Here is a 21,884-nt window from a genome sequence, read left to right as displayed (position 1 = left end):
GGGTGGAAAACAAAACGGCCCATCGAATCGATGGGCCGCTTGCTGCCAATGGCAAGGATCAGGCAGCTTGTTCGGCCGAGCCGAGCAGACGTGCGTTCAGTTCCTTGCGGTAGCGGTTCAGGTCTTGCACGGTTTCGAAGGTGCGCTCGAACAGCAGACCCATGTTGTGCAGGATGCGCTCGATGACCTTCTTTTCCCAGCCGGCGTCGAACTTGATCTGCTCGTCAAGCCAGTGCTCCAGCCAATCCGGGTTCGGCAGGCGCGACTGCACGGTGTCTTGCGGGAACAGCGCCTTGTTCACGTGCAGGTTGGTCGGGTGGAGCGGCTTTTCGGTGCGACGCGCCGAGGCCATCAGCACGCCGATCTTGGCGAATGCGCTGCGCGCGCTGTCGCCGAACTGGCCGAGGTATTTCTTCATGTAGCGCAGGTAGGCGCCGCCGTGGCGGGCTTCGTCCTGCGACAGATGCTTGTAGATCGCCTTGATGACCGGCTCGGTGTGCCATTCGGAGGCACGGCGGTACCAGTGGTTCAGACGGATTTCGCCGCAGAAGTGGAGCATCAGCGTTTCCAGCGGCGGGGCCGGATCGAATTCAAAGCGCACGTTGTGCAGCTCTTCTTCGGTCGGCACGAGCTCCGGGCGGAAGCGGCGCAGATACTCCATCAGCACCAGCGAATGCTTCTGCTCTTCAAAGAACCACACGCTCATGAACGCCGAAAAATCGGAGTCGTGACGATTGTCACGCAGGAACATCTCGGTGGCCGGTAGGGCTGACCACTCGGTGATGGCATTCATCTTGATGGTCTGCGCTTGCGCGTCGGTCAGCAGCGACGCATCGAACGTGTCCCACGGAATATCCTTTTCCATATTCCAGCGGACCGCTTCCAACGACTTGAACAATTCGGGATAGAGCATGGTAAGCCTTTGAATTTGCAGGCGGATTCTAGCAGACATGCTTGACCAGCCCCCGATTTTCGGGGTTGCCGGAGCAAAGTTCTCGGTCTGCCCGTTTCCTCGTCACAACAGGCCCGCCGCGGCCACGGTTGCAATATGGCCCGGCGACCCCCTCACGCGCGATACAGTCGCGCGTTGTCTCGCGGTACGCCGCGATGTGATCGGCAGCACGCAGGCTGCCGTCTTTTGTATCGGACCGGACTACCGCCCGGCGAGTTCTTCAGTATAGGAAGCGCTGCAAGCCGTGCGGCGAGGGATATGCAACGCATAACGCACATTTCACCCGGTGCGACCCCGGGGCGTTATACCCTAAACTGAAGACACTCCGGTTCGCCGGCTGAGCGTCCGCTTTTGGAGATTCCCCATGTTGTTTCCCGCCACCGTTTCCATGCGTCGCCCGCGCCTGCAATTGCACGCGTCGGGTGTGCTGCGTCGGCACCATCTGCTGATGATCGCCATTGCGATTGCCATTGCCGTCATCGCGTTGCTGCTGCCGCGCACGGGGCATGCTGTTACGGCCGGCGTCGCACCGGCTGCACAAACCCCGACCACCCCGGGCGCCTGCCCCGCGAGCCTGAATTTTCGCGTCAAGCGCCTGCAGGACGATGCGCCGCAAGACCTTTGCCAGTACGCCGGCCGCGTCGTGCTGGTGGTCAACACCGCCAGCTATTGCGGCTACACGCATCAGTACGAAGGGCTCGAAGCGCTGTACGCAAAGTATCGCGACAAGGGACTGACGGTGCTGGGCTTTCCGTCCAATGACTTTCAGCAGGAACCCGGCAACAGCAAGCAGATCGCCGACTTTTGCTACAACACGTACGGCGTGAAATTCCCGATGTTCTCGAAGACGGCAGTGGTGGGTGCGGGCGCATCGCCGCTGTATGCGTGGCTCGCGACGCAGACGGGCCAGCCGCCCAAGTGGAACTTCCACAAATACCTGCTGGACCGCACCGGCCGCGTGGCGGCAGTGTTCCCCAGCAGTGTCGAGCCGAGCGACCCAGCGCTCATCAAACGCATCGACGCACTGCTGGCTGAACCATCGACCCGCTCGTCCCGCTGATCAGGCTGCGCGCATCGTGTCCGGAATCGCGCCGTACAGGAACGCGGCCAGTTCGTCGCGGCGGGCCTGCACATCGCGCTCGCCCAGGTCGATCAGTTCCTGCGTGAACTCGGGTTCGAAGAGCAGATAGCTCGCAAATGCCGCCCCGCGCGCCTCGGTGCCGCCCAGCGGCTTGAGCAGCGCGCGCACCGTGCCAGGCAGGCGCTGCACGTGGCGCGAGGCAATCAGTTCGATGCGCTCGGACGGCGCCATCACCAGCACTTCGATCTTGCGCCAGCCGTCGCGCGCGTCGGCAATCTCGGGGTTGCGGGCCACCATGGCGTTGACGTGCTGCAGCCGCTCGATATCGGCCGAAAGCCCGTCGAGGAAGATGCTTGCCAGCGCCTGCCCCGCAATCTGCGCAAGCGACGGATACCCGGACGCCGGCACCGTGTCGTACCAGCCCGGCTGCGAGCGGGACGCGGCGCCCACCACCAGAATGCGATTCGCGCCCAGATGAATGGCGGGGCTCAACGGCGACATCTGGCGCATCGTGCCGTCGCCGAACCATTCGTCGTTACCTTCGAGCGGCACCGGCTCTGCCGGGAAGACGAACGGGATGCTCGACGACGCCAGCATGTGCGACACGCCGATCTCGTCCGACACCGCAATCCGCTGCGACCGCCGCCACGGCAGCACGACATGCGGCGATTGATAGAACGTGACGTGGCGCCCGGTGGTGTATGACAGCGCAGTAATGGCCAGCGCGCGCAGCGCTCCAGCGTCGAAGGCGGCCTGCACCTGCTCGCCGTCGTGTTGCGATTCGAGCAGCTCGCGCAGCGGCGTGTTGTCGAACAGGGCGCGCGGCGTGTGGCCAGTCATCCAGCCGAACGCCAGCGCGGTCAGCCAGCGCGCGCCGCTGGAGCCCACGCGGCCGACGTCCGTGCGATAGACACGATCGGCATGCAGGGTGCCCCAGAGCTGGGTGAGCGCCTCGGTGGCAAGCGTGAAATCCTGCGCGCCGCGGGCCAAGCCCAGACTGTTGATCGCACCCGCCGATGTCCCGCAAATGACGTCGAACGGCGTACGTGCCACGCCCGGCGCATACTCGCGCGCCAACCCCGCGATGCCGCGCAGCACTCCGACCTGATAGGCGGCACGCGCACCGCCGCCCATCATCAAGAGTGCAGTGCAGTCTGTCGACATCGATCAGGGGGTGTCGTTGGTGGGCTTGCGCGGCACAGATTTCGCCGGCGCTTTCTTGGCAGCAGTCTTCTTGGTGGCCGGCTTGGCTGTGCGCCCTGCAGACGCCTTGGCGGCCGGCTTCGGCATAGCCTTGGCGGCAGCGCGCTTGGGCTTGGCTGGCGCTGTCGGCTCTTCGATATCTTCCGGCGCCGCATCGAGCCCTTCCGCGCCCGGGGCGCGCCAAACCCGGGGAAGCCGCCCGGGAAGCCCGGCATCAGGTTCTGCGGCATCGGCATGGCGGCGGCGGCAGAGCTGGCGATCTGGTTGAACTGCTGCTGCAGCATGTTCCACCACGGCGAGGGGTCCAGCGCAGCCGCGGCGGCGCGTGCGGCCGCTTGCGCCTGCGCAGCGGCCTGTGCCTGAGCGTGGGCAGCCTCGGCGCGGGCTTCGGCCTGATCGTCGTCCGTGTCTTCTTCCGCCTCGTCCTCGTCTTCGGGCGGCGGTTCGTCGTCCGGCTTGGCTGTGGCGGCGGTGTGGGGCCAGGCAGGTTTGGATTCCTCGCCGGAAGACGACGAAGATGAAGACGACGACGCGCTCGGCGTCAGGCCGTCGAACGCAGACTTCATGGCCTCGGGCGACAGTGCGGAGCCGAACGTCTGCAAGGCCACCAACGTGGCGCGCTGCACCTCCAGGCCCTGAATTGCCGTACGCAGCAGGCTGGCGTTCAGTTGCAGCCAACTCTCCACCGCGCGCAGGTCGTGGATACGCTTGTCGATTTCCTCAAGGTCCATCGGCGGCGCGGCAAAGCTCGCCATGTTGGGCATGCCGCCACCGGCCATCCCGGAAAAGCCGCCGCCCCACAGCTTGCGCAGGAAATCGAAACCGCCTTCGGCAAAATTGGGCATCTGGGTGAACATGGTGTCTCCTACAAATCGGTCGGGGGGCGGGCGCGCATGCGTGTCTTCATCTTCAATCAGGCGCCATCAAACGTGGGCGGACGCTTCTGGCGCAGGCTCGCAATGCCCTCGCGCACGTCAGGGCCCGCAAAACCCATGAATTCAAGCGCCAGCGACGTATCAAAACTCGGGCCCGCCAGGCGCAACCAGTTGTTCAGCGCGTACTTGGTCCAGCGAATGGCCGTCTGCGAACCGGCCGCCAAGCGCTCGGCGACCTCGAATGCGCGGTTGACGAGTTCCGATTCCGGCACGGCCAGCGAAATCAGCCCAATGCGCTCGGCCTCTTCGCCGGTCATGGACTCGCACAGCAGCAGGTAATACTTGGCCTTGGCCATACCGCACAACAACGGCCAGACAATGGCCGCATGGTCGCCCGCCGCCACGCCCAGGCGCGTGTGGCCGTCGACGATGCGGGCGTCCTTCGCGGCGATCGAAATATCGGCCAGCAATCCGGCAACGAGCCCTGCCCCCACGGCCGGGCCGTGCATGGCGCTGACAATCGGCTTGTCGCAGTTGATGACGTTGTAGACAAGGTCGCGCGCCTCGTGCCAGACGCGCGTGCGCACGTCGAAGTCATCAGCCATCTGCTCGACGAGGTGCAGATCGCCGCCAGCCGAGAAGCCCTTGCCCTCACCGCGGATGAGCGCGACGCGCACGGAGGGCTCGGCGGACACATCGCGCCAGATTTCCGCCAGTTCGCGGTGCAGGCCGGCATCGGCCGTGGACAGCTTGCGGTTGGCCGACTGCGCCGCGCCCATCACGATTTCGAGGATGGGGCCGTGCTGGATGAGCGTCAGCGCCTGGTAGCGGGCAAAGCGGGGGGCGAGCGAGGTCATGGCGTCCAAGGTAATGGTTCAAGCATAGCGGATGAGATCGCGCGTGCAATGCGGGATGCGCTCCGTCGTCATCGTCACTTTCACTTCGCGGCATCGGCCAGGTGCCATTGGCCGCGGCGGATCTGCGCCATGACGCGGGCACGCTGGTCCAGGCCAACGTGGTCTTGCGGGCTCATGTTGACCACCCCGGTGCTGGTGGGCAGATCGTGCACCTGCTCCAGTGCGTCGCGCAGCGCCTCGCGAAAGGCCGGCGTGCCCGGCTTGGCACGCTTGAGTGCCACCGGCACCGCGCGCTGCAGCAGCAAGCCGATGTCGCCCGTGTAGGCGGCGAAGATCGACACGCTGCCACGGCCAAAGGTGGCCTCATAACGGCGCGCAAAATCCAGCGCCTGCCGCTTCGCCGGATTGGTGTCGGGCAATTCGGCGGCGACCATCACGGGGCCGGTCGGCACGTAGGCGCCTTCGCAATCCTTGCCGCACAGCCTGACGAAATCGTTGTTGGATACGCCGTGATTGAAGTAGATCTTGCCGGTGTAGCCGCGCTCGGCCAGCGCGCGGGCCGGCAGGGCGGCGGGCGTTCCGGAGCCGCCGATCACCACCGCGTCGGGCTTGTTGGCCAGCAGATGCAGCACCTGCGCGGTCACGCTGTTGTCGGTGGGCGAAAAACGCTCGGTATCGGTGACGCGGATGTGCTTGAGATCGGCAAAGCGCTGCACCTCCGTCAGGAAGGCCTCGCCCAGCGCGTTGGCAAAGCCGATGTAAGCAATGGTCTTCACGCCGTGCGCTGCGGCGTGCTCGGCAATCAGCGAGGCCATGTGCGAGTCCGAATGCGGCGTCTTGAAGATCCAGCGCCGCTTGGCATCCATCGGCTCGATCAACCGAGCGGATGAGGCCAGCGAAATCACGGGCGTCTTGCCCTCGGCCGCCGCGTCGATCATCGCCAGCGTATTCGGCGTCGTGGACGAGCCGACGATCACGTCAACGTTCGACTCGCTCATCAGCTTGCGCGTGTTGGTGACCGCGCGCGTGGTGTCCGACGCATCGTCAAGCACGATCACGTCGACCTTTTCGCCGCCAATCTCGCTAGGCCACAGCGTGGTGGCGTTCTTCTCGGGCTGCCCCAGCGAGGCCTGCGGCCCGGTGGCCGACACCGTGACCCCGACGCGGATGTCCGCCAGTGCGGCGGAAGACAGCAAAGCCAGACCAGCCAGTACGCCTGCGTGCCGCCACTTCGGTCGCTGCATTGGGGATCTCCTCCCGTGGTTTGGCAAAGAGCGTAGCGGTTTTGCGGCGGTTTGGCGATGCGGAGTCGCCCAGGCTCGACAGGTTCAGGCAGCGAGCGCAGTGATGCCGGCGCGCGGCAGCGCATCCTCCACCAACGCGCGCATCGATTCGAGCACCGCCGATTGCGGCATCAACCCGAAGTTGTGCAGCGCCATCACGTGATCGACGCCCATGTCGGACAGCTGCGCGAGCTTCTCGGCCACCGCGTCGGGCGTGCCGAACAACGACAGGCCGCTGGCGAGCACATCGTCGTACGTCTGGCGACGCGCGTAGAGCCGCGTGGCGACATACAGGTCGAATGCGTCGGCGGCCGTTGCACGCACGGCGGCTTCGGTCGGGCCCACATGCGTATGCAGCGCGACGGCCGCCATGCCACGCGTGTCGGCAATGCCTGCTTCGGCCAGGCCACGGCGGTATTCGTCCATCAACGTGCGGATGTCCTCAAAACTTTCAACCGAGGCATACGGCACGAACAGCATGCGCCGGCCCTGCCGGCCAATGTGATACGCCGCCTCGCGCCGCAGGATTGCCACGTGGATCGGCACGCGAGCCTGCACCGGCAGAACGTTGAGGCGCACGTCGCGCAGCGTGTGGAACTGGCCCGCGTGGTGCACACGCTCACCTGCAAGTAAGCGCTCGACAAGCATCAGCGCTTCGTCAAAGCGCTCGCGTTTGATGGCGGGATCGACGTCGTAGCCTTCGAACTCGTGCTTGAGGTAGCCGGAGCCCACGCCCAGCGACAGCCGCCCGCCGGAAAGCGCGTCGACCATCGCGTAGTTCTCGGCCACCGTGGCCGGGTGGTGGAAGGTCAGGATCGAGATGGCCGTGCCCAGTCGCAGCCGCTGTGTCTGCGCGGCCAGATGCGACAGAAAGACTGCCGGGTTGGGGACAGCGCCGTACTCGTGAAAGTGATGCTCGGCCACCCAGAAGGTGTCGTAGCCAAGCGCTTCGGCGTGGCGCGCCTGGGCGATGACGTCTGCGTAGAGTTGCGGCAGACTGCGGGGCCGGTCGGGGTAGTGGTCCTGCACGGAAAAGATCGACAGCTTCATGGCGTCTCCGGGTTCGAGGTCTTTTCCAGCGCGCAGGGCCGCCGCGCCGTTTGTATCTTTTTACGTAACGCGTATCTTATAAAGCGACACTCGAGACTTCAAGATGCCCATCGACGCCCCCCTGCCCCCGGTTACATCGCCCCACGAACTGGCCGCAGAAGACGCCACGCCTGAACGCACCAGCGCCGGCATCCAGTCCGCTGAGATCGCGTTGAGCGTGCTTTCGGCGATGGCGCATGCCGGTGGCGCACACGCCGTCTCCGAACTCGGGCGGCAGTTGGGCATGCCGCGCGCGAAGGTGCACCGTTACCTGGTGTCGCTGGAACGCATGGGTTTTGTCGAGCAGGACCCCGCTTCCGCCCGCTACCGGCTGGGGGCGCAGGCGTTGCAGGTGGGGCTGTCGGCGCTGTCCGACGTGGATTTCGTGCGCGAGGGCAGCAACCTGCTCCCCAAGCTGGCCGAGCGGCTGAACGAAAGCGTGTTTCTGTCGATCTGGACCGCGCGCGGCCCGGTCATCGTGCGCTGGGAAGACAGCGGCAGGCCGGTGGCGGTCAATGTGAGGGTGGGGTCTGTCATGCCCCTGCTGAATTCGGCCACGGGTCAGGCATGCGCGGCGTGGGTGCCCGAAATCCAGATCGTCTCGCTCATCGACCGTGAATTGCGCGGGCCGGGTGCCGGCAAGGCGGGCCTGACCGACTGGCTGAACTGCCGCGCGCGCTGGCAGGCGGTGCGGCAGGAGGGCGTGGCGCGCATCGGCGGGACATTGGTGCACGGCATCGATTCGGTGGCCGTGCCGGTGCTCGATTCACAAGGCAAGCTGGCCGGGGCGATCACGGCGCTGGGCTTGTCCAGCGTGTTCGATTCGAGCCTGGAAGGGCCCGCCGCGCGGCTATTGCGCGAGGCCGGGCGGACGCTATCCCTTCGTCTGGGGTATCACGGGCAGGCGCTGATGGCCGGTGCCGCTGCGCCAAAGCGGGGGCGCCGTCCGCGGACGACGCCCGAATCCGCGTAGGGCAAGGCTTACGCCTGCGTGCCCGGCGCGACAACTTCCTGGTCGATCGCCCCGAAAATCGACACGCCGTTGGCGTCGAACATCTCGATCTTCACGGTGTCGCCGTAGCGCATGTATTCGGTGATGGGCGCACCGGATTCGATGGTTTCCAGCATGCGTTTCTCGGCAATGCACGCGTACCCCTTGCTGCGGTCCACGTTGGAAATCGTGCCCGAGCCAACGATGCTGCCCGCACGCACGTTGCGTGTTTTGCAGATGTGCGCGATCAGCTGACCGAAGTCGAACACCATATCGGTGCCGCACTCGGGCTGGCCGACCTTCTTGTTGTTCCAGCGCACCGTCATCGGCAGATGTACCTTGCGTTCGCGCCAGGCGTCGCCCAATTCATCGGGCGTGACGGCGACGGGCGAGAACGACGTGGCCGGCTTGCTCTGGAAGAAGCCGAAACCCTTGCCCAGCTCCGCCGGAATCAGATTGCGCAGCGACACATCGTTGGCCAGCACGATCAGGCGGATGCCCTCGGCAGCGGCGGCCGCCTCGGTGCCCATCGGCACGTCGCCGGTGATGACAGCCACCTCGGCTTCGAAATCGATGCCGAACGCCTCGCTGCGGCAGACGATGGGATCGTGCGCGCCGGCTAGGTCGTCCGAGCCGCCCTGGTACATCAGCGGGTCGGTCCAGAACTCGGGGGGCATCTCGGCGCCGCGCGCCTTGCGCACCAGTTCAACGTGATTCAAATACGCCGAGCCATCCGCCCACTGGTAAGCGCGCGGCAGCGGCGCCATGCAGTTGGCGGCATCGAACGCAAACGGGTGGCGTGCGCGGCCCGCGTTGAGCTGGTCGTACAGATCCTGCAGCTGCGGCGCGTGGAAGGCCCAGTCGTCCAGCGCGCGCTGCAGCGTGCCGGCGATGTGCGTGGCGAAGTGAGCGGTCTTGAGGTCGCGCGAGACCACGGCCAACTGGCCGTCGCGCGAGCCATCCTTGAGGGTGGCGAGTTTCATGTGCGTTGTGTGGAGAAAAGCTGCGCGGATGGTACACCTTGCATCGGCTAAACTGGCCCGAACCGATCCATCGCCCATGACCATGCCACCGCTGCCCGCCGACACCGATCTCGACCTGGAGCCCGATGCCGACGGTGAATTGGATGCGCCCGCGCGCTCGGGCATCCAGTCCATCGAAGTCGGCTTCCGGCTGCTGGAAGTGCTCACGCACACCACCGGCCCGATGATGCTGCGCGACCTCGCGCGTGCCGCGCCCATGAACCCCGCCAAGGCGCACCGTTATCTGGTGAGCTTTGCGCGCCTGGGGCTTGTCACGCAAACGCCCGAAGGCCGTTACGATCTGGGTCCGTTCGCGCTGGAAATGGGGCTGGTGAGCCTGAACCGACAAGACCCGATGCGCCGCGCCCGGCCCGCCGCCGCCGCGCTGCGCGACGAGATCGATCACACTGTCGGCCTGGCCGTCTGGGGCAACCAGGGCCCGGCCATCGTCCACTGGGAAGAAGCCAGCCATCCCGTGACGGTCAGCTTGCGCCTGGGGGATGTGATGCCGATGCTGAACTCGGCCACCGGCCGCGTGTTCGGCGCGTACTTGCCGCGCGCGCAGACGCGCTCGTTCATCCAGCGCGAACTCGATCGCATTGCGGCCCAGGGCGAGTCCGCCGACTCCGAGAACCCGGAGCTACCGCAAACGCTCGAAGCCTACGATGCGATCTGCGCCGACGTGCGCCTGCGTGGCGTCTCGCGCATCCACGGTGGCGTGCTGCCCGGCATCAACGCGATGTCGCTGCCGGTGTTCGACGCCAACGGCCAATTGTGTCTCGTGCTGATCGCGTTGGGCGCACAAAGCACCTTCGACACCACTTGGAGCAGCCCGCTGGAGCGGCGCTTGCGGCTGGCCGCACAACAACTTTCCGCCGATCTTGGATACGTTGCACCCAACGCCCCGCAATGCTGACGAACTGAATACCGACCGCGTGCAACCCCGCAGGCGTCGCTTCTATCGGCTTGGCCGGTTCGGGCTCGTGCTGCTGGCCGTGCTCGTGCTGCACGTCGTTGCGGTCGTGTGGATCGCGCGCAGCCGTCAGGTGACGTGGCCGCCGGCCCCCTGGGTGTCGGCGCCCGATCTGGCAAGCATGGACCCGTCCGAGTTCACCAGCGCTGGCGCTCAAGCCTCGGGCGATACCGGCGTGGTCAAGGATCTGAGCGGCGAAGGCCCGGGCGGGCCGCCTGCACCGCCGGGCGACGCATTCTCGCTGCCACCATCGACCACGCTGCGGTACGCCACTTACGTCAACGGCGTGCGCAACGAAGATGGCGTGATCCGCTGGGCCACCGATGGCAAAAGTTACACGCTCGCCGTGGAAATTCCGTTGCCGCTCTTCTTCGGCAAACTCGCGTTTCGCAGCGCCGGCACCGTCGGCCCGTATGGTCTAACCCCCGCGCGCTACGAAGAAGAGCGCGGGCGCCGACAACCCGACGTGACGACGTTCCATTACGCGACCGACTCCATACCGGCATCCGGCGCACAGAGCGCACCCACGGTCACTTTCACCCGCTCGCCGGCCGTGCTTCCGTTGCCCGAAGGCACGCAAGACCGCTTCAGCGTCTTCCTGCAACTGACCGGATTGGCCCGTGGCGGCCCCGCGCGCATCGCCAGCCCGGGCCTCACGCTGGAATTCCCGATCGCCGATACCGACAGCGTGGAAGTGGCCCGCGTCCAGCATGTCGGCGAGGAAACCATCGACACGCCGAACGGCACGATTCGTGCGCAACACTTCATACGACTGCCGCGCCGCGCGGATGACAAACGGCGTGTAGAGATCTGGCTGTCCCCCGATCGCGGCTGGCTGCCGGTACGCCTGCGCCAGACCGAGCCCAACGGCATGCAGTTCGATCTGGTCTACCAGTCCCAGGAAGGAGGCTGACATGGATACCAACGCCCTCTCCGATTCCGGCACGGTGCACGCCAACCACATCGACATCCACCACCGCACCGAGGGCGCCGATGGCCCGTGGGTCGTGCTTGCGCACGCCTTGGGCGTAGACCACCAATTGTGGGACAGCGCCGCCCGACGCCTGGCCAGCCGCTATCGCGTGCTGCGCTACGACGCACGTGGCCACGGCAAGACCAGCGCCCCGCACGGCCCCTACACGCTGTTCCAGATGGCGGACGATGTGGCCGGCCTGCTCGATGCGCTATCGATCGGACAGGTGCATTTCGTTGGCCTGTCGATGGGCGGCATGGTCGGGCAGGTCCTGGGCGTGCGGCACGCGCAGCGGCTGCTCTCGCTGACGCTGTGCGACACCGTGTGCTACACGCCGGCGTCAGCGCATGTCATGTGGGACGAGCGCATCGGTCAAGTCGAAGCGCACGGTATGAGCGGCATTGTCGAGCCCACGATACAGCGCTGGCTGACCACGCCGTTTCGTGAAGCCCATCCCGACGTCGTTGAACGCATCCGCGGCTTGCTGCGCGCCACACAACCGCACGGCTATGTCGGTACATGCCTGGCCATCAAGGCGCTCGACACACGCAGCGCGCTGGCGCGCATCGCCTGTCCCACGCTCGTCATGACAGGCGACCAAGACACCGGTGCCCCGGTGGAAGCGGCACGCGAGATCGCCACGCACATTCCTGACGCCCGTTTGAAAGTGATTCCGCACGCGGCGCACCTGGCCCCCATCGAACAGGAGGAGGGCTTCCTCGCCGATCTGGATGAGTTCCTCGGGCACGCAGGATGCGGGAGTCAATGCGACACGCCATAAGGCCTGCCTGCCTTGCCGATAGTTGCACGCGCCCCGCACACGGCCCGTCGTCTACTGGCCGAATGGCGGAAGGCCGCTTGCTTCTTTTGATGCAGAAACGGAAAGGTCTTGTTACGCGATCACAACGCACGTCACACATTTCGCCTCGCGTTCGCGAACTTTGTGGCCGATCATGAAGCCCAAGGGGTAGATGGGGCAGAACGGTCATGAGGCGGGAATTGATCGGCCCTTGAAGTCATGATGGTGGGCCCCATCTACCCGGTGCAGCAGTAGAGCAGTCCCCACAACAGCAAGACGATTGACGCCTCGGAGGTGCACCATGCAGATGATCTACAACAGCGACAACTACTGTGTTGTCGAGTTCGGTGTAGACGGCCAACACGCCATGCTGTCAGCGGGCGGCTACGAGATCGTGGACAAGAACCTCAAACGTGAGATCTTCCTGGGCGGCGAGTTGGCCGAGCATTTCCGCGAGGACGTGAAAAAGCTCATCGCCAGCGAACCGACCGTTGAAGAAGTCGACGATTTCCTCGGCAAATTCGACACGGTGATGACGCAGCCGGTCACAATGCATTGACGTACCGTGCGGGCAAAACCGCCCGCTGGACGGATCAACAAAAAACGCCCGGAGCATGGCGCTGCCGGGCGTTTTTTCATGTGTCGATCGACTATCGCGTCGATAGCGTCCTTCTAGCATTGCTCCCATGGCAGGCCGGCATGGCGCCAGCCGTTGAGCGTGTTGCGGTGGCGCGTGCTGTCGAGGTCGCCCTCAAAGCCGTGGCGCACAACGTAGACATCACGAAAACCGGCCTCTTCCAATGCATGCGCCGCAGCCGCCGAGCGATTGCCGCTCCGGCAGATCAGCACAACGGGGCGCTCGATGCCGTGACCGGTCAGTTTGCGCACGGTCGGCACGAACTCCGGATTCACCTCCCAATGCGGGCCGTCGTTCCACGAGACGTGGTGGGCGCCGGCTGGATGCCCCACGAAGAGGTGTTCCATTTCGCTGCGGCAGTCGACAAAAAGCGCGGCGGGCGTGCGCTCCAGGAAGGCGTGGGCGTCTGGGGGATCGAGCAATTGCATGGCGAGTGTCAGGGCGGGCAAAGGGCGTGATGTCGATTATAGAAGCGCGATTGCCCACAACGGCGGCAAGTCATTGATGCGACTGGTAAAATTCCGCTTTGGCCGCAAATTCTGAATATTCGACCGGCCGCTGCACCTCGGAGTCCCTTCCATGACCGCGCCCCTGCCCTACACCCGTGCCGCCAACCTGCCCGCGCTGCTGCGCGAGCGCATCCTGATCCTGGACGGCGCGATGGGCACCATGATCCAGCGCTACAAGCTGAATGAGGCGCAATACCGCGGCGAGCGCTTTGCCAACCACCCGATCGATGTGAAGGGCAACAACGAGCTGCTGCTGCTCACCCGCCCCGACGTCATCCGTGAAATCCATGAGCAGTACCTAGCTGCCGGCGCGGACCTGATCGAAACCAACACCTTCGGTGCGACGACCATCGCTCAGGAAGACTACAAGATGGCGGAGCTGGCCTACGAGATGAACGTCGTGGCCGCCCGCCTGGCACGCGAAGCCTGCGACAAATACAGCACGCCCGACAAGCCGCGCTTTGTTGCCGGCGCCTTTGGGCCGACGCCCAAGACCGCCAGCATTTCGCCCGACGTGAACGACCCGGGCGCTCGCAACGTCAGCTTCGACCAACTGCGCGACGCCTACTACGAGCAGGGCAAGGCGCTGCTCGAAGGCGGCGCGGACGTGTTTCTGGTCGAGACCATCTTCGACACGCTCAACGCCAAGGCAGCGCTGTTCGCCATCGATCAGCTGTTTGAAGACACCGGCGAGCGCGTGCCCGTGATGATCTCCGGCACCGTCACCGACGCCTCGGGCCGCATTCTCTCGGGCCAAACCGTCGAGGCGTTCTGGAACAGCCTGCGCCACGCCAAGCCGATCACCTTTGGCCTGAACTGCGCGCTGGGCGCCGCGTTGATGCGTCCGTACATCGCCGAGCTGGCGAAGATTTGCGATACGGCCGTCTCGTGCTACCCCAACGCCGGCCTGCCCAACCCAATGAGCGAGACGGGCTTTGATGAAACGCCAGAGGTCACCTCCAGCCTGGTCGACGAGTTTGCTTCGGCCGGCCTGGTGAATCTGGTGGGCGGTTGCTGCGGCACCACGCCGGAGCACATCAAGGCGATCGCCGACCGCGTGGCCAACCGCAAGCCGCGTGCATGGCCCGGCCAGTATCTCGAAGCCGCCTGACATGAAGGCGCGCATCGACAGCACCATCCCCGTGCTTGCCTCGCTGGACCTGCAGGAGTCGGCCCGCTTCTATACGGAGCGGCTGGGGTTCACGCAGGCACTGATCGCAGACGACTACCTGATCGTGCAGCGCGATGGCACTGAAATCCATTTCTGGCTGTGCGACGACCGCCGCATTGCCGAGCACACCTCGTGCTACCTGCGTGTGCCGAGCACGCAGGCGCTGTTTGAAGAATTCACCGCGCGCGGGCTGGAGCTCGCGCCGCCGGCGGTGCGTCCGTGGGGCATGAAAGAGCTCTACGTGATCGACCCGCACGGCAACCTGTTGAAGCTCGGCGAATACGCCCCCGCCTGACCGAACCCCGCACCATCATGACCGACCACCCCATGCGCCTCTCTGGCCTCGAGCCGTTCAACATCGGCGAGAGCACGCTGTTCGTCAACGTCGGCGAGCGCACCAACGTCACCGGGTCCAAGGCGTTCGCGCGCATGATCCTGAACAGCCAGTTCGACGAGGCGCTGGCCGTGGCGCGCCAGCAGGTCGAAAACGGCGCGCAGGTCATCGACATCAACATGGACGAGGCGATGCTCGATTCCAAGGCGGCGATGGTGCGCTTCCTGAATCTGATCGCCTCGGAGCCCGACATCGCGCGCGTGCCGATCATGATCGACTCGTCCAAATGGGACGTGATCGAGGCGGGTCTGAAGTGCGTGCAGGGCAAGGCGATCGTCAACTCGATCTCGCTCAAGGAAGGCGAAGAACAGTTCGCGCACCACGCCAAGCTGATCAAGCGCTACGGCGCCGCTGCCGTGGTGATGGCGTTTGACGAGCAAGGCCAGGCTGACACCTATGCGCGCAAGACCGAGATCTGCAAGCGCAGCTACGACTTCCTCGTCAACAAAGTCGGCTTTGCGCCGGAAGACATCATCTTCGACCCGAACATCTTTGCGGTGGCGACCGGGATCGAGGAACACAACAACTATGCGGTGGACTTCATCGAAGCCACGCGCTGGATCAAACAAAACCTGCCGTACGCGAAGGTGAGCGGCGGCGTGTCGAACGTGTCGTTTTCGTTCCGCGGCAACGACGTGGTGCGCGAGGCGATCCACACCGTGTTCCTGTACTACGCAATTCAGGCGGGCATGGACATGGGCATCGTCAACGCCGGGCAGTTGGGCGTGTACGAGAACCTCGACCCCGAACTGCGCGACCGCGTGGAAGACGTGGTGCTCAACCGCCGCCCCGATGCCACCGACCGCTTGCTGGAAATTGCGGACCGCTACAAGGGCGGCGGCACCAAGCGTGAAGAAAACCTCGCCTGGCGTCAGGAGCCGGTGGAAAAGCGCCTGGCACATGCGCTCGTGCACGGCATTACCGACTACGTGGTCGAAGACACCGAAGAAGTTCGGCAGAAGATCTTTGCCGCCGGCGGCCGCCCGATCCAGGTCATCGAAGGCCCGCTGATGGACGGCATGAACATCGTCGGTGACCTCTTCGGCGCCGGGAAGATGTTCCTGCCGCAGGTGGTGAAATCCGCCCGCGTGATGAAGCAGGCGGTGGCCCACCTGATTCCGTTCATCGAAGAAGAGAAGCGCAAGATTGCCGCGGCCGGCGGCGACGTGCGTTCGCGTGGCAAGATCGTCATCGCCACGGTCAAGGGCGACGTGCACGACATCGGCAAGAACATCGTCACCGTCGTGCTCCAGTGCAACAACTTCGAAGTCGTGAACATGGGCGTGATGGTCCCGTGCAACGACATCCTGGCCAAGGCGAAGGTGGAAGGCGCGGACATCATCGGCCTGTCGGGCCTGATTACGCCGTCGCTCGAAGAAATGGCCTACGTGGCGTCGGAAATGCAGCGCGACGAGTACTTCCGCGTGAAGAAAATCCCGCTGCTGATCGGTGGCGCGACGACGAGCCGCGTGCATACCGCCGTGAAGATCGCCCCGAATTACGAAGGGCCGGTGGTTTACGTGCCGGACGCCTCGCGCTCAGTGAGCGTGGCGTCGAGCCTGCTGTCCGACGAAGGCGCCGCGCGCTACGTCGAAGAACTGCACGCCGACTACGACCGCATCCGCACGCAGCACGCCAATAAGAAAGCCACGCCGATGGTGTCGCTGGCCGCAGCGCGCGCCAACAAGACGAAGATCGACTGGAGCAACTACACGCCGCCCAAGCCGAAGTTCATCGGCCGCCGCGTGTTCCGCAACTACGATCTGAACGAACTCGCCCAGTACATCGATTGGGGCCCGTTCTTCCAGACGTGGGACCTGGCCGGCAAATTCCCGGACATTCTCAACGATGAGATCGTGGGTGAGTCGGCCCGTCGGGTGTTCTCCGACGGCAAGAGCATGCTCGCGCGCCTGATCGCCGGGCGCTGGCTCACGGCCAACGGCGTGATCGCGCTGCTGCCCGCCAACACCGTCAACGACGACGACATCGAGATCTACACCGACGAATCGCGCTCGGAAGTCGCGCTCACCTGGCGCAACATCCGCCAGCAGAGCGAGCGCCCGATCATCGACGGCGTGATGCGCCCGAACCGCTGCCTGGCCGATTTCATCGCGCCCAAGGACACCGGCATTGCCGACTACATCGGCCTGTTTGCCGTGACGGGCGGCATCGGGGTGGAAAAGCGCGAGAAGCAGTTCGAAGCCGACAACGACGACTACAGCGCGATCATGCTCAAGGCGCTGGCCGACCGCTTTGCCGAAGCCTTTGCCGAATGCCTGCACGCCCGCGTGCGTCGCGACTTGTGGGGCTACGCACCGGATGAGACGCTCGACAACGATGCGCTCATCCGCGAGGAATACAAGGGCATCCGCCCCGCGCCCGGCTACCCGGCCTGCCCGGAGCACACCGTCAAGCGCGACATGTTCCGCGTGCTCGACGCGCAGGAGATCGGCATGGACCTGACCGAGGCGCTGGCCATGACGCCGGCCGCTTCCGTCTCGGGCTTCTACCTTTCGCATCCGGACAGCACGTACTTCACGCTCGGCAAGATCGGCCAGGATCAGGTGGACGACATGATCGCCCGCAGCGGTGAAGACCGCGCCTTTGTGGAGCGCGCCCTCGCCCCGAATCTCTGATTCTGTGACAAGACGTTTAAGACATAGTGTGAATCACGCTGTGTCTTACGTCCGCAAACCCTCACCGGCATTGGCTTTGCCGGGGTTTCAAGAGGGGCGATCCTGACATTACAAAGGCTTACACCCCCTAACAGTCGTAACCGAAAGGGCTCCATAGACTGAACCCATTCACTCAACACACACAGAGTGATGCCGCGACGAATCCCTCGCGTGGCCGTTCAGAACGAAAGGAGTCTCTTCCATGAACAAGCTGCTGATCTCCCTGTCCGCCATCGCCATCGCTGCTGCTTCGGCTTACGCCAACGCGCAAACCCCGTCGGCCGGCGTATCGCTGCAATCCAATGGCACTGCGGCCGTGGCACCGGCGCAAGGCAATGCCGGCGTGGGCCTGAAGGCCGATACGGGCGCCAAGCTGGACACCGAGTCCGCCAAGAGCCAACTGAACACCAAGGCTGAGCACGGCGCCAAGGCCGCGCACGAGCACAAGGCGAAGACGGAAGCCGGCGTCGACAAGACCGCAGACAAGGTCGGCAAGTCGGTCAGCAAGACGGAAAAGTCGGCCGAGAAGTCGGGCAAGGCCGCAAAGGCTGACACCGGCGCCGGCCTGAGCGCCGACGCAGGCGCGAACGCCGCCGCCACGACCCAGACGAAGTAACACGTCACTGCGCGGAAAAACCGGGGCCGCCCGGCAATTCCGGCTACCCTCGGGGCGGAACTCTTCCGCCCCGTTTTCTTTGGCCGCACGCGCCCAGGCACGCCGATTGCTGATCGGGGAGGCATCGACATGTTGCGATTCATGCACATTCCCGAGGTCTCTTATGGAAACGCAGACAACGCCTTCTCAAACCGCCAGCACGAGGGGCCCCGTTTTGGCGCAACAGTCCGATACAATTGCTGTCGTATCGAACCAACAAGCGCAGCGCACGGAGTCGGGCAATCCGCCCAGCGCGCTCATAAGGAGCAGCATGATTCGCGTCCTGATTGCGGACGACCACGAGATCGTTCGCGCCGGCCTTCGACAGTTTCTGTCCGAAGAGCGGGACATCGAAGTCGCGGGGGAAGCGGCCAGCGGGGAAGAGGTGATGGAGCAACTCCGCACCGGGGCCTTTGACGTCGTGGTGCTCGACATTTCCATGCCCGATCGCAACGGCATCGACACCCTCAAGCTGGCTCGCCAGCGCCATCCGGATCTGCCGGTGCTGATCCTGTCGACCTTCCCGGAAGACCAGTACGCCATCAACCTGATCCGCGCAGGGGCATCGGGCTATCTGACAAAAGAAAGCGCGCCGGACGAGCTGGTCAAGGCCATCCGTACCGTGTCGCAAGGCCGTCGCTATGTCAGCCCGACCGTGGCCGAGCTGCTCATTGGCGGCCTGGAAAAGCCGACCGACCAGCCGCTGCACCAGACGCTGTCCAAGCGTGAGTTTCAGATCTTCTGCAAGCTGGCGCGCGGGCAATCGGTATCGATCATCGCGGAAGAGCTGTTCCTGAGCGTCAAGACGGTCAGCACTTACCGCACGCGGATTCTGGAAAAGATGGGCATGAAATCCAATGCCGATCTGACGTATTACGCCATCAAGAACGGCCTGGTTGAGTAGCACCTGATGGGGCGCCAAAACCCCTTGGCGCCCCGCAAACCCAACTGGCATGTAGGACAACGCCTGATACCACCTCGGCAACCCGCTGGCTAACATCAACCCATGCTGGATCAAGCCGTCACCCTCTCCGCCCGTGGCCTGCGCGTCCTCCTGATCGAGGATTCCCCGGTGCTTCGCGGCATGGTGCTGGAATACCTCAAGGCCTCCGCCTTCGTGGCGACGGTCGAATGGGCAGACACCGAAGATTTGGCGCTGGGCCTTCTGGGGCAGGGCCACTACGACGTCGTGATCGTCGACCTGCAATTGCGGCAGGGCAATGGCTTCAAAGTCCTCCAAACGCTGCGCGATCAAGCGTCGCCCAGCGTACGTATCGTCTACACCAACCACGCTCAGGTTCCGACCTACCGGCAGCGCTGCTTTGAAGCCGGCGCCAACTATTTCTTCGACAAATCGCTCGAACTCGACAAGGTGTTCGAGGTGATCGAAGAGCGCGCCGGTGTCGGCCGCCCCCGTCCTCAGCCCGCGCAGCATTTCCACCCCTGAGATTCTTAGCGCGCCGCATCTGCCGTCGCGCCACGCGCCCAACGCCATTTCTCACCCCAAGGAGCGTTCGATGAAGACCTTGTGTGCCGCACTTGCAGTGACGTGTATGTTCCTGGCCGGCTGCAACACCATGGCCGGCGCCGGCAAGGACATCCAGACCGGTGGTCAGAAGCTGGAGAACTCGGCCGACAACGCCAAGCAGAAGATGTAACGTCAGCGCCAGCGACGCCGGCATCAAAAACAAAAAGCCCCGCGATGGGGCTTTTTGTTTGGGCGATGCGTTACGGCGAGCGACTTACACCGTCGCGCCGCCGCGGCCCGGGGCAGGCGCAATACCGCCAGTCAGCGCCTGCATGCCCGACGGTTCGTTAGCCGCGCCTCGGTCGAATACGGCATCGCTGGGAGGCAGCTCGACGATGATCGTCACACCGCCGCCTGGCATTGAGTCGATGACGAGCGTGCCGCCCAGCGCAATGGCGCGCTGCTCCATCCCCAGCAGGCCGTGGTGGCCGACCATGCGGCGCCGCTCGATATCGGCGGGGAACCCACGGCCGTTGTCGCGCACGCGCAAGCGCACGCCCTCTTCACCCACATCGAGCGCCACCGACACCGTGGTCGCATGCGCGTATTTCGATGCGTTGGTCAGCGATTCCTGCACGATCCGATACAGCGCGATGGCCGCATCGTCGGTCAGCTTGGGCATATCGTCGGGCAGGCTCACTTCCGTATGCCAGCCATTGCGCGTGCCCACGTCCTCCGTCAATTGCGAGAGCGCTTCCACCAAACCCAGGTTGAGCAGGATCGTCGGGCGCAGGTCTTCGATCAGGCGGCGCTTGATCTGGATGCCCTGATCCACGTGGGCCATCACGCGCGTGATCTTTTCGCTTACCGCAGGCTCATTGGCATGAATGCGTGAACGCAGCCAGTGGAGGTCCATCTTGGTGGCGGTGAGGATGGCGCCCAGCTCGTCGTGCAGCTCGCGCGCGAGGCGCGTCTTCTCATCTTCGGTCACACGCTGCAAGTGCGCAGCCAAGTCGGACAACTGACGCGTGCGCTCACGCACCATACGGTCGAGCTTCTGGCTTTCCTCCTCCGCCATGTCGCGCTCACGCTCCGTCACGGCAAGGCGCTTGGCGTGCTGCATGCCCAGTACCACCAGCAGGATGATGTTGACCGCCGTGATGAGCGCAATGCCGTAGCGCGAGAGCGCCAGATCGCGCTCGGCGTGTTCAAGGCTGCGGGCCACGGTGGCGATCTCACGCTGACGCAGGCGGTCCAGCCCCTGCCGCACCGCTTCCATCGATGCCTTGCCGAAATCGGTGCGCACGAGATCGAGCGCCACTTCCAGATCACGCTTGCCGTAAATGAGCGTGAGTTCCATCTCGGTGAGCTTGCGGCTCACCTGGAGCGCCGTCTCCGAGAACAGCTTCAGCGCGTCAGGATCGTTGGCGTAGTGATCGCGAATTTCTGCCATCAACGCGTGGATGTGCGGGATGGCCTTGTTGTATGGATCGAGGTATTCGTCCTTGCCCGTGAGCAGGAACCCGCGTTGCCCCGCCTCGGCGTTCACCAGCTCGGCAAGCAGTTCGTTGATGGCGGTTTCAGCCTGCTGCGACTGAATCACCTGCCGATAGCCCTGGCTCAGGCGGATGTTGCCCGTCTCCGAGGCAATCAGCACCCCGAGCGTCAGCAGAATGCCGCCGGCGAGCAGCAGAGTGGAGCGCAAGGATGACCGCATGGCATGCAGACCCATAGGAAACGCGTCAAACCGCCCGACGCGGCGCGCGTTGCGTTTGTGTTTTTTTGGCAATTCGGATGATACCGCGTGGGCGCCCCGGGCGACACTTGGGGCGCACCCCGGTCAGGCACGCGATGTGCGTAGGGATACGCGACAGGGCGTCGGCCTCATCCAATGCTCCGCTGCCCTGCATTCCCATCCCATCCGAACCGGAGACGACAACATGCTGAAATGGGCACTCATCTTCGCCATCATCTCCCTGGTGGCCGGCGTCCTGGGCTTTACCGGCATTGCCGCAGGCGCGGCGAGTATCGCCAAGGTCCTGTTCTTCATCTTCGTAGTGCTGTTCGTGCTGTTTCTGGTGTTGGGCGTCACGGTCTTCAAGGCCGTCGATTAGCGCAGCCAACCCAGTCGGAAGCGCGGCCCGTGTCTTGCTAAGGGGTTTGGCATGCGGCCCGCTTTCGCAAAAACTGAAACCGCGCCCGAACCAACCGCGCCGCCGGAGTATGCCTTCCGGGGCGTCACGATGAGGAACTTCACCATGTCACTCTTTGCCAGCC

Annotated in this window: 22 protein-coding genes and 1 pseudogene; 14 read left to right on the top strand and 9 right to left on the bottom strand. The window is 64.6% G+C overall.

What is annotated here, in order from left to right; all coding sequences use genetic code 11:
- Window positions 1-58 precede the first annotated feature (58 nt).
- A complete protein-coding gene (locus BEK68_RS06640; protein WP_009239234.1) occupies window positions 59-913 on the bottom strand; it encodes a ferritin in 855 nt (284 codons plus the stop codon).
- Between the two features lie 403 nt (window positions 914-1,316).
- Between BEK68_RS06640 and BEK68_RS06635 the strand changes: the two genes are divergently transcribed.
- Entirely contained in the window at window positions 1,317-2,012 is a 696-nt protein-coding gene (locus BEK68_RS06635; protein WP_009239235.1) for a glutathione peroxidase, read from the top strand.
- Here the strand turns inward: BEK68_RS06635 and BEK68_RS06630 are convergent, their stop codons facing one another.
- From BEK68_RS06630 to BEK68_RS06610, 5 genes and pseudogenes are all read right to left on the bottom strand, one after another.
- Window positions 2,013-3,197 carry a patatin-like phospholipase family protein gene (locus tag BEK68_RS06630; RefSeq protein WP_009277188.1) on the bottom strand — a complete coding sequence of 395 codons (1,185 nt, stop codon included), beginning with the start codon at window positions 3,195-3,197 and terminating at the stop codon, window positions 2,013-2,015. It lies immediately after the preceding gene.
- Window positions 3,198-3,200: 3 nt separating this feature from the next.
- Window positions 3,201-4,093, bottom strand: a pseudogene (locus BEK68_RS06625) (PhaM family polyhydroxyalkanoate granule multifunctional regulatory protein).
- A 56-nt stretch (window positions 4,094-4,149) separates the two neighbouring features.
- Complete coding sequence (locus tag BEK68_RS06620; protein ID WP_004633761.1) at window positions 4,150-4,968, bottom strand: enoyl-CoA hydratase/isomerase family protein; 819 nt, start codon at window positions 4,966-4,968, stop codon at window positions 4,150-4,152.
- Between the two features lie 80 nt (window positions 4,969-5,048).
- On the bottom strand, window positions 5,049-6,212 hold the full coding sequence (locus BEK68_RS06615; protein WP_004633759.1) for an ABC transporter substrate-binding protein: 1,164 nt from the start codon (window positions 6,210-6,212) through the stop codon (window positions 5,049-5,051).
- Window positions 6,213-6,296: 84 nt separating this feature from the next.
- A complete protein-coding gene (locus BEK68_RS06610; protein ID WP_009239237.1) occupies window positions 6,297-7,301 on the bottom strand; it encodes an LLM class flavin-dependent oxidoreductase in 1,005 nt (334 codons plus the stop codon).
- Between the two features lie 103 nt (window positions 7,302-7,404).
- Here BEK68_RS06610 and BEK68_RS06605 point away from each other — a divergent pair, with 103 nt between their 5' ends.
- Complete coding sequence (locus BEK68_RS06605) at window positions 7,405-8,313, top strand: IclR family transcriptional regulator (RefSeq protein ID WP_009239238.1); 909 nt, start codon at window positions 7,405-7,407, stop codon at window positions 8,311-8,313.
- An 8-nt stretch (window positions 8,314-8,321) separates the two neighbouring features.
- Here the strand turns inward: BEK68_RS06605 and BEK68_RS06600 are convergent, their stop codons facing one another.
- Window positions 8,322-9,314, bottom strand: a complete 993-nt coding sequence (locus tag BEK68_RS06600; RefSeq protein WP_009239239.1) for a fumarylacetoacetate hydrolase family protein — start codon at window positions 9,312-9,314, stop codon at window positions 8,322-8,324.
- A 76-nt stretch (window positions 9,315-9,390) separates the two neighbouring features.
- Here BEK68_RS06600 and BEK68_RS06595 point away from each other — a divergent pair, with 76 nt between their 5' ends.
- From BEK68_RS06595 to BEK68_RS06580, 4 genes are all read left to right on the top strand, one after another.
- On the top strand, window positions 9,391-10,269 hold the full coding sequence (locus BEK68_RS06595; protein WP_009239240.1) for an IclR family transcriptional regulator: 879 nt from the start codon (window positions 9,391-9,393) through the stop codon (window positions 10,267-10,269).
- Window positions 10,235-11,239, top strand: coding sequence for a DUF3108 domain-containing protein (locus tag BEK68_RS06590; protein ID WP_065851654.1), 1,005 nt, complete (start codon window positions 10,235-10,237; stop codon window positions 11,237-11,239). The genes BEK68_RS06595 and BEK68_RS06590 overlap by 35 nt, the downstream gene beginning before the upstream one ends.
- A 1-nt stretch (window position 11,240) precedes the next feature.
- Window positions 11,241-12,080, top strand: a complete 840-nt coding sequence (gene pcaD, locus BEK68_RS06585; RefSeq protein ID WP_009239241.1) for a 3-oxoadipate enol-lactonase — start codon at window positions 11,241-11,243, stop codon at window positions 12,078-12,080.
- Between the two features lie 319 nt (window positions 12,081-12,399).
- Window positions 12,400-12,657 carry a BTH_I0359 family protein gene (locus BEK68_RS06580; protein ID WP_004633745.1) on the top strand — a complete coding sequence of 86 codons (258 nt, stop codon included), beginning with the start codon at window positions 12,400-12,402 and terminating at the stop codon, window positions 12,655-12,657.
- Between the two features lie 113 nt (window positions 12,658-12,770).
- On the opposite strand, the gene BEK68_RS06575 is transcribed toward BEK68_RS06580, so the two are convergent.
- A complete protein-coding gene (locus tag BEK68_RS06575; protein ID WP_009239242.1) occupies window positions 12,771-13,163 on the bottom strand; it encodes a rhodanese-like domain-containing protein in 393 nt (130 codons plus the stop codon).
- A gap of 151 nt (window positions 13,164-13,314) precedes the next feature.
- Here BEK68_RS06575 and BEK68_RS06570 point away from each other — a divergent pair, with 151 nt between their 5' ends.
- From BEK68_RS06570 to BEK68_RS06540, 7 genes are all read left to right on the top strand, one after another.
- A complete protein-coding gene (locus BEK68_RS06570) occupies window positions 13,315-14,355 on the top strand; it encodes a homocysteine S-methyltransferase family protein (protein WP_009239243.1) in 1,041 nt (346 codons plus the stop codon).
- Window position 14,356: 1 nt separating this feature from the next.
- Window positions 14,357-14,710 (top strand): bleomycin resistance protein, encoded by a 354-nt coding sequence (locus tag BEK68_RS06565; protein ID WP_009239244.1) that lies wholly within the window; start codon window positions 14,357-14,359, stop codon window positions 14,708-14,710.
- Window positions 14,707-17,445 carry a methionine synthase gene (gene metH / locus BEK68_RS06560; RefSeq protein WP_267879203.1) on the top strand — a complete coding sequence of 913 codons (2,739 nt, stop codon included), beginning with the start codon at window positions 14,707-14,709 and terminating at the stop codon, window positions 17,443-17,445. The genes BEK68_RS06565 and metH overlap by 4 nt, the downstream gene beginning before the upstream one ends.
- 241 nt (window positions 17,446-17,686) lie before the next feature.
- A complete protein-coding gene (locus tag BEK68_RS06555) occupies window positions 17,687-18,100 on the top strand; it encodes a hypothetical protein (protein WP_004633737.1) in 414 nt (137 codons plus the stop codon).
- 310 nt (window positions 18,101-18,410) lie between these two features.
- Window positions 18,411-19,043 carry a response regulator gene (locus BEK68_RS06550; RefSeq protein ID WP_009277190.1) on the top strand — a complete coding sequence of 211 codons (633 nt, stop codon included), beginning with the start codon at window positions 18,411-18,413 and terminating at the stop codon, window positions 19,041-19,043.
- A gap of 102 nt (window positions 19,044-19,145) precedes the next feature.
- Window positions 19,146-19,586: a response regulator gene (locus tag BEK68_RS06545; RefSeq protein ID WP_004633733.1), complete on the top strand. Its 441-nt coding sequence runs from the start codon at window positions 19,146-19,148 to the stop codon at window positions 19,584-19,586.
- Between the two features lie 70 nt (window positions 19,587-19,656).
- Window positions 19,657-19,797 carry an entericidin A/B family lipoprotein gene (locus BEK68_RS06540; RefSeq protein WP_004633731.1) on the top strand — a complete coding sequence of 47 codons (141 nt, stop codon included), beginning with the start codon at window positions 19,657-19,659 and terminating at the stop codon, window positions 19,795-19,797.
- An 84-nt stretch (window positions 19,798-19,881) separates the two neighbouring features.
- Here BEK68_RS06540 and BEK68_RS06535 read toward each other — a convergent pair whose 3' ends face one another.
- Entirely contained in the window at window positions 19,882-21,324 is a 1,443-nt protein-coding gene (locus BEK68_RS06535) for a sensor histidine kinase (RefSeq protein ID WP_009239246.1), read from the bottom strand.
- A gap of 223 nt (window positions 21,325-21,547) precedes the next feature.
- On the opposite strand from BEK68_RS06535, the gene BEK68_RS06530 reads away from it, so the two are divergent.
- The gene (locus BEK68_RS06530) at window positions 21,548-21,721 is read left to right on the top strand and encodes a DUF1328 family protein (protein ID WP_004633727.1); all 174 of its coding nucleotides are present in this window, start codon (window positions 21,548-21,550) and stop codon (window positions 21,719-21,721) included.
- Window positions 21,722-21,884 lie beyond the last annotated feature (163 nt).

Origin of the sequence: Ralstonia pickettii (assembly GCF_001699815.1) — a bacterium.
GTDB classification, from domain to species: domain Bacteria; phylum Pseudomonadota; class Gammaproteobacteria; order Burkholderiales; family Burkholderiaceae; genus Ralstonia; species Ralstonia thomasii.
Note: the sequence above shows the minus strand (reverse complement) of the source record. Positions and strands in the feature narration are given on the sequence as shown.

Coding starts and splice junctions, on each gene's coding strand:
- BEK68_RS06550 (WP_009277190.1), top strand. CDS start 18,411: ATGATTCGCGTCCTGATTGCGGACGACCACGAGATCGTTCGCGCCGGC.
- BEK68_RS06600 (WP_009239239.1), bottom strand. CDS start 9,314: ATGAAACTCGCCACCCTCAAGGATGGCTCGCGCGACGGCCAGTTGGCC.
- BEK68_RS06530 (WP_004633727.1), top strand. CDS start 21,548: ATGCTGAAATGGGCACTCATCTTCGCCATCATCTCCCTGGTGGCCGGC.
- BEK68_RS06615 (WP_004633759.1), bottom strand. CDS start 6,212: ATGCAGCGACCGAAGTGGCGGCACGCAGGCGTACTGGCTGGTCTGGCT.
- BEK68_RS06605 (WP_009239238.1), top strand. CDS start 7,405: ATGCCCATCGACGCCCCCCTGCCCCCGGTTACATCGCCCCACGAACTG.
- BEK68_RS06540 (WP_004633731.1), top strand. CDS start 19,657: ATGAAGACCTTGTGTGCCGCACTTGCAGTGACGTGTATGTTCCTGGCC.
- BEK68_RS06555 (WP_004633737.1), top strand. CDS start 17,687: ATGAACAAGCTGCTGATCTCCCTGTCCGCCATCGCCATCGCTGCTGCT.
- BEK68_RS06565 (WP_009239244.1), top strand. CDS start 14,357: ATGAAGGCGCGCATCGACAGCACCATCCCCGTGCTTGCCTCGCTGGAC.
- BEK68_RS06620 (WP_004633761.1), bottom strand. CDS start 4,968: ATGACCTCGCTCGCCCCCCGCTTTGCCCGCTACCAGGCGCTGACGCTC.
- BEK68_RS06580 (WP_004633745.1), top strand. CDS start 12,400: ATGCAGATGATCTACAACAGCGACAACTACTGTGTTGTCGAGTTCGGT.
- BEK68_RS06630 (WP_009277188.1), bottom strand. CDS start 3,197: ATGTCGACAGACTGCACTGCACTCTTGATGATGGGCGGCGGTGCGCGT.
- BEK68_RS06640 (WP_009239234.1), bottom strand. CDS start 913: ATGCTCTATCCCGAATTGTTCAAGTCGTTGGAAGCGGTCCGCTGGAAT.
- pcaD (WP_009239241.1), top strand. CDS start 11,241: ATGGATACCAACGCCCTCTCCGATTCCGGCACGGTGCACGCCAACCAC.
- BEK68_RS06535 (WP_009239246.1), bottom strand. CDS start 21,324: ATGCGGTCATCCTTGCGCTCCACTCTGCTGCTCGCCGGCGGCATTCTG.
- BEK68_RS06610 (WP_009239237.1), bottom strand. CDS start 7,301: ATGAAGCTGTCGATCTTTTCCGTGCAGGACCACTACCCCGACCGGCCC.
- BEK68_RS06570 (WP_009239243.1), top strand. CDS start 13,315: ATGACCGCGCCCCTGCCCTACACCCGTGCCGCCAACCTGCCCGCGCTG.
- BEK68_RS06545 (WP_004633733.1), top strand. CDS start 19,146: ATGCTGGATCAAGCCGTCACCCTCTCCGCCCGTGGCCTGCGCGTCCTC.
- BEK68_RS06575 (WP_009239242.1), bottom strand. CDS start 13,163: ATGCAATTGCTCGATCCCCCAGACGCCCACGCCTTCCTGGAGCGCACG.
- BEK68_RS06595 (WP_009239240.1), top strand. CDS start 9,391: ATGACCATGCCACCGCTGCCCGCCGACACCGATCTCGACCTGGAGCCC.
- BEK68_RS06635 (WP_009239235.1), top strand. CDS start 1,317: ATGTTGTTTCCCGCCACCGTTTCCATGCGTCGCCCGCGCCTGCAATTG.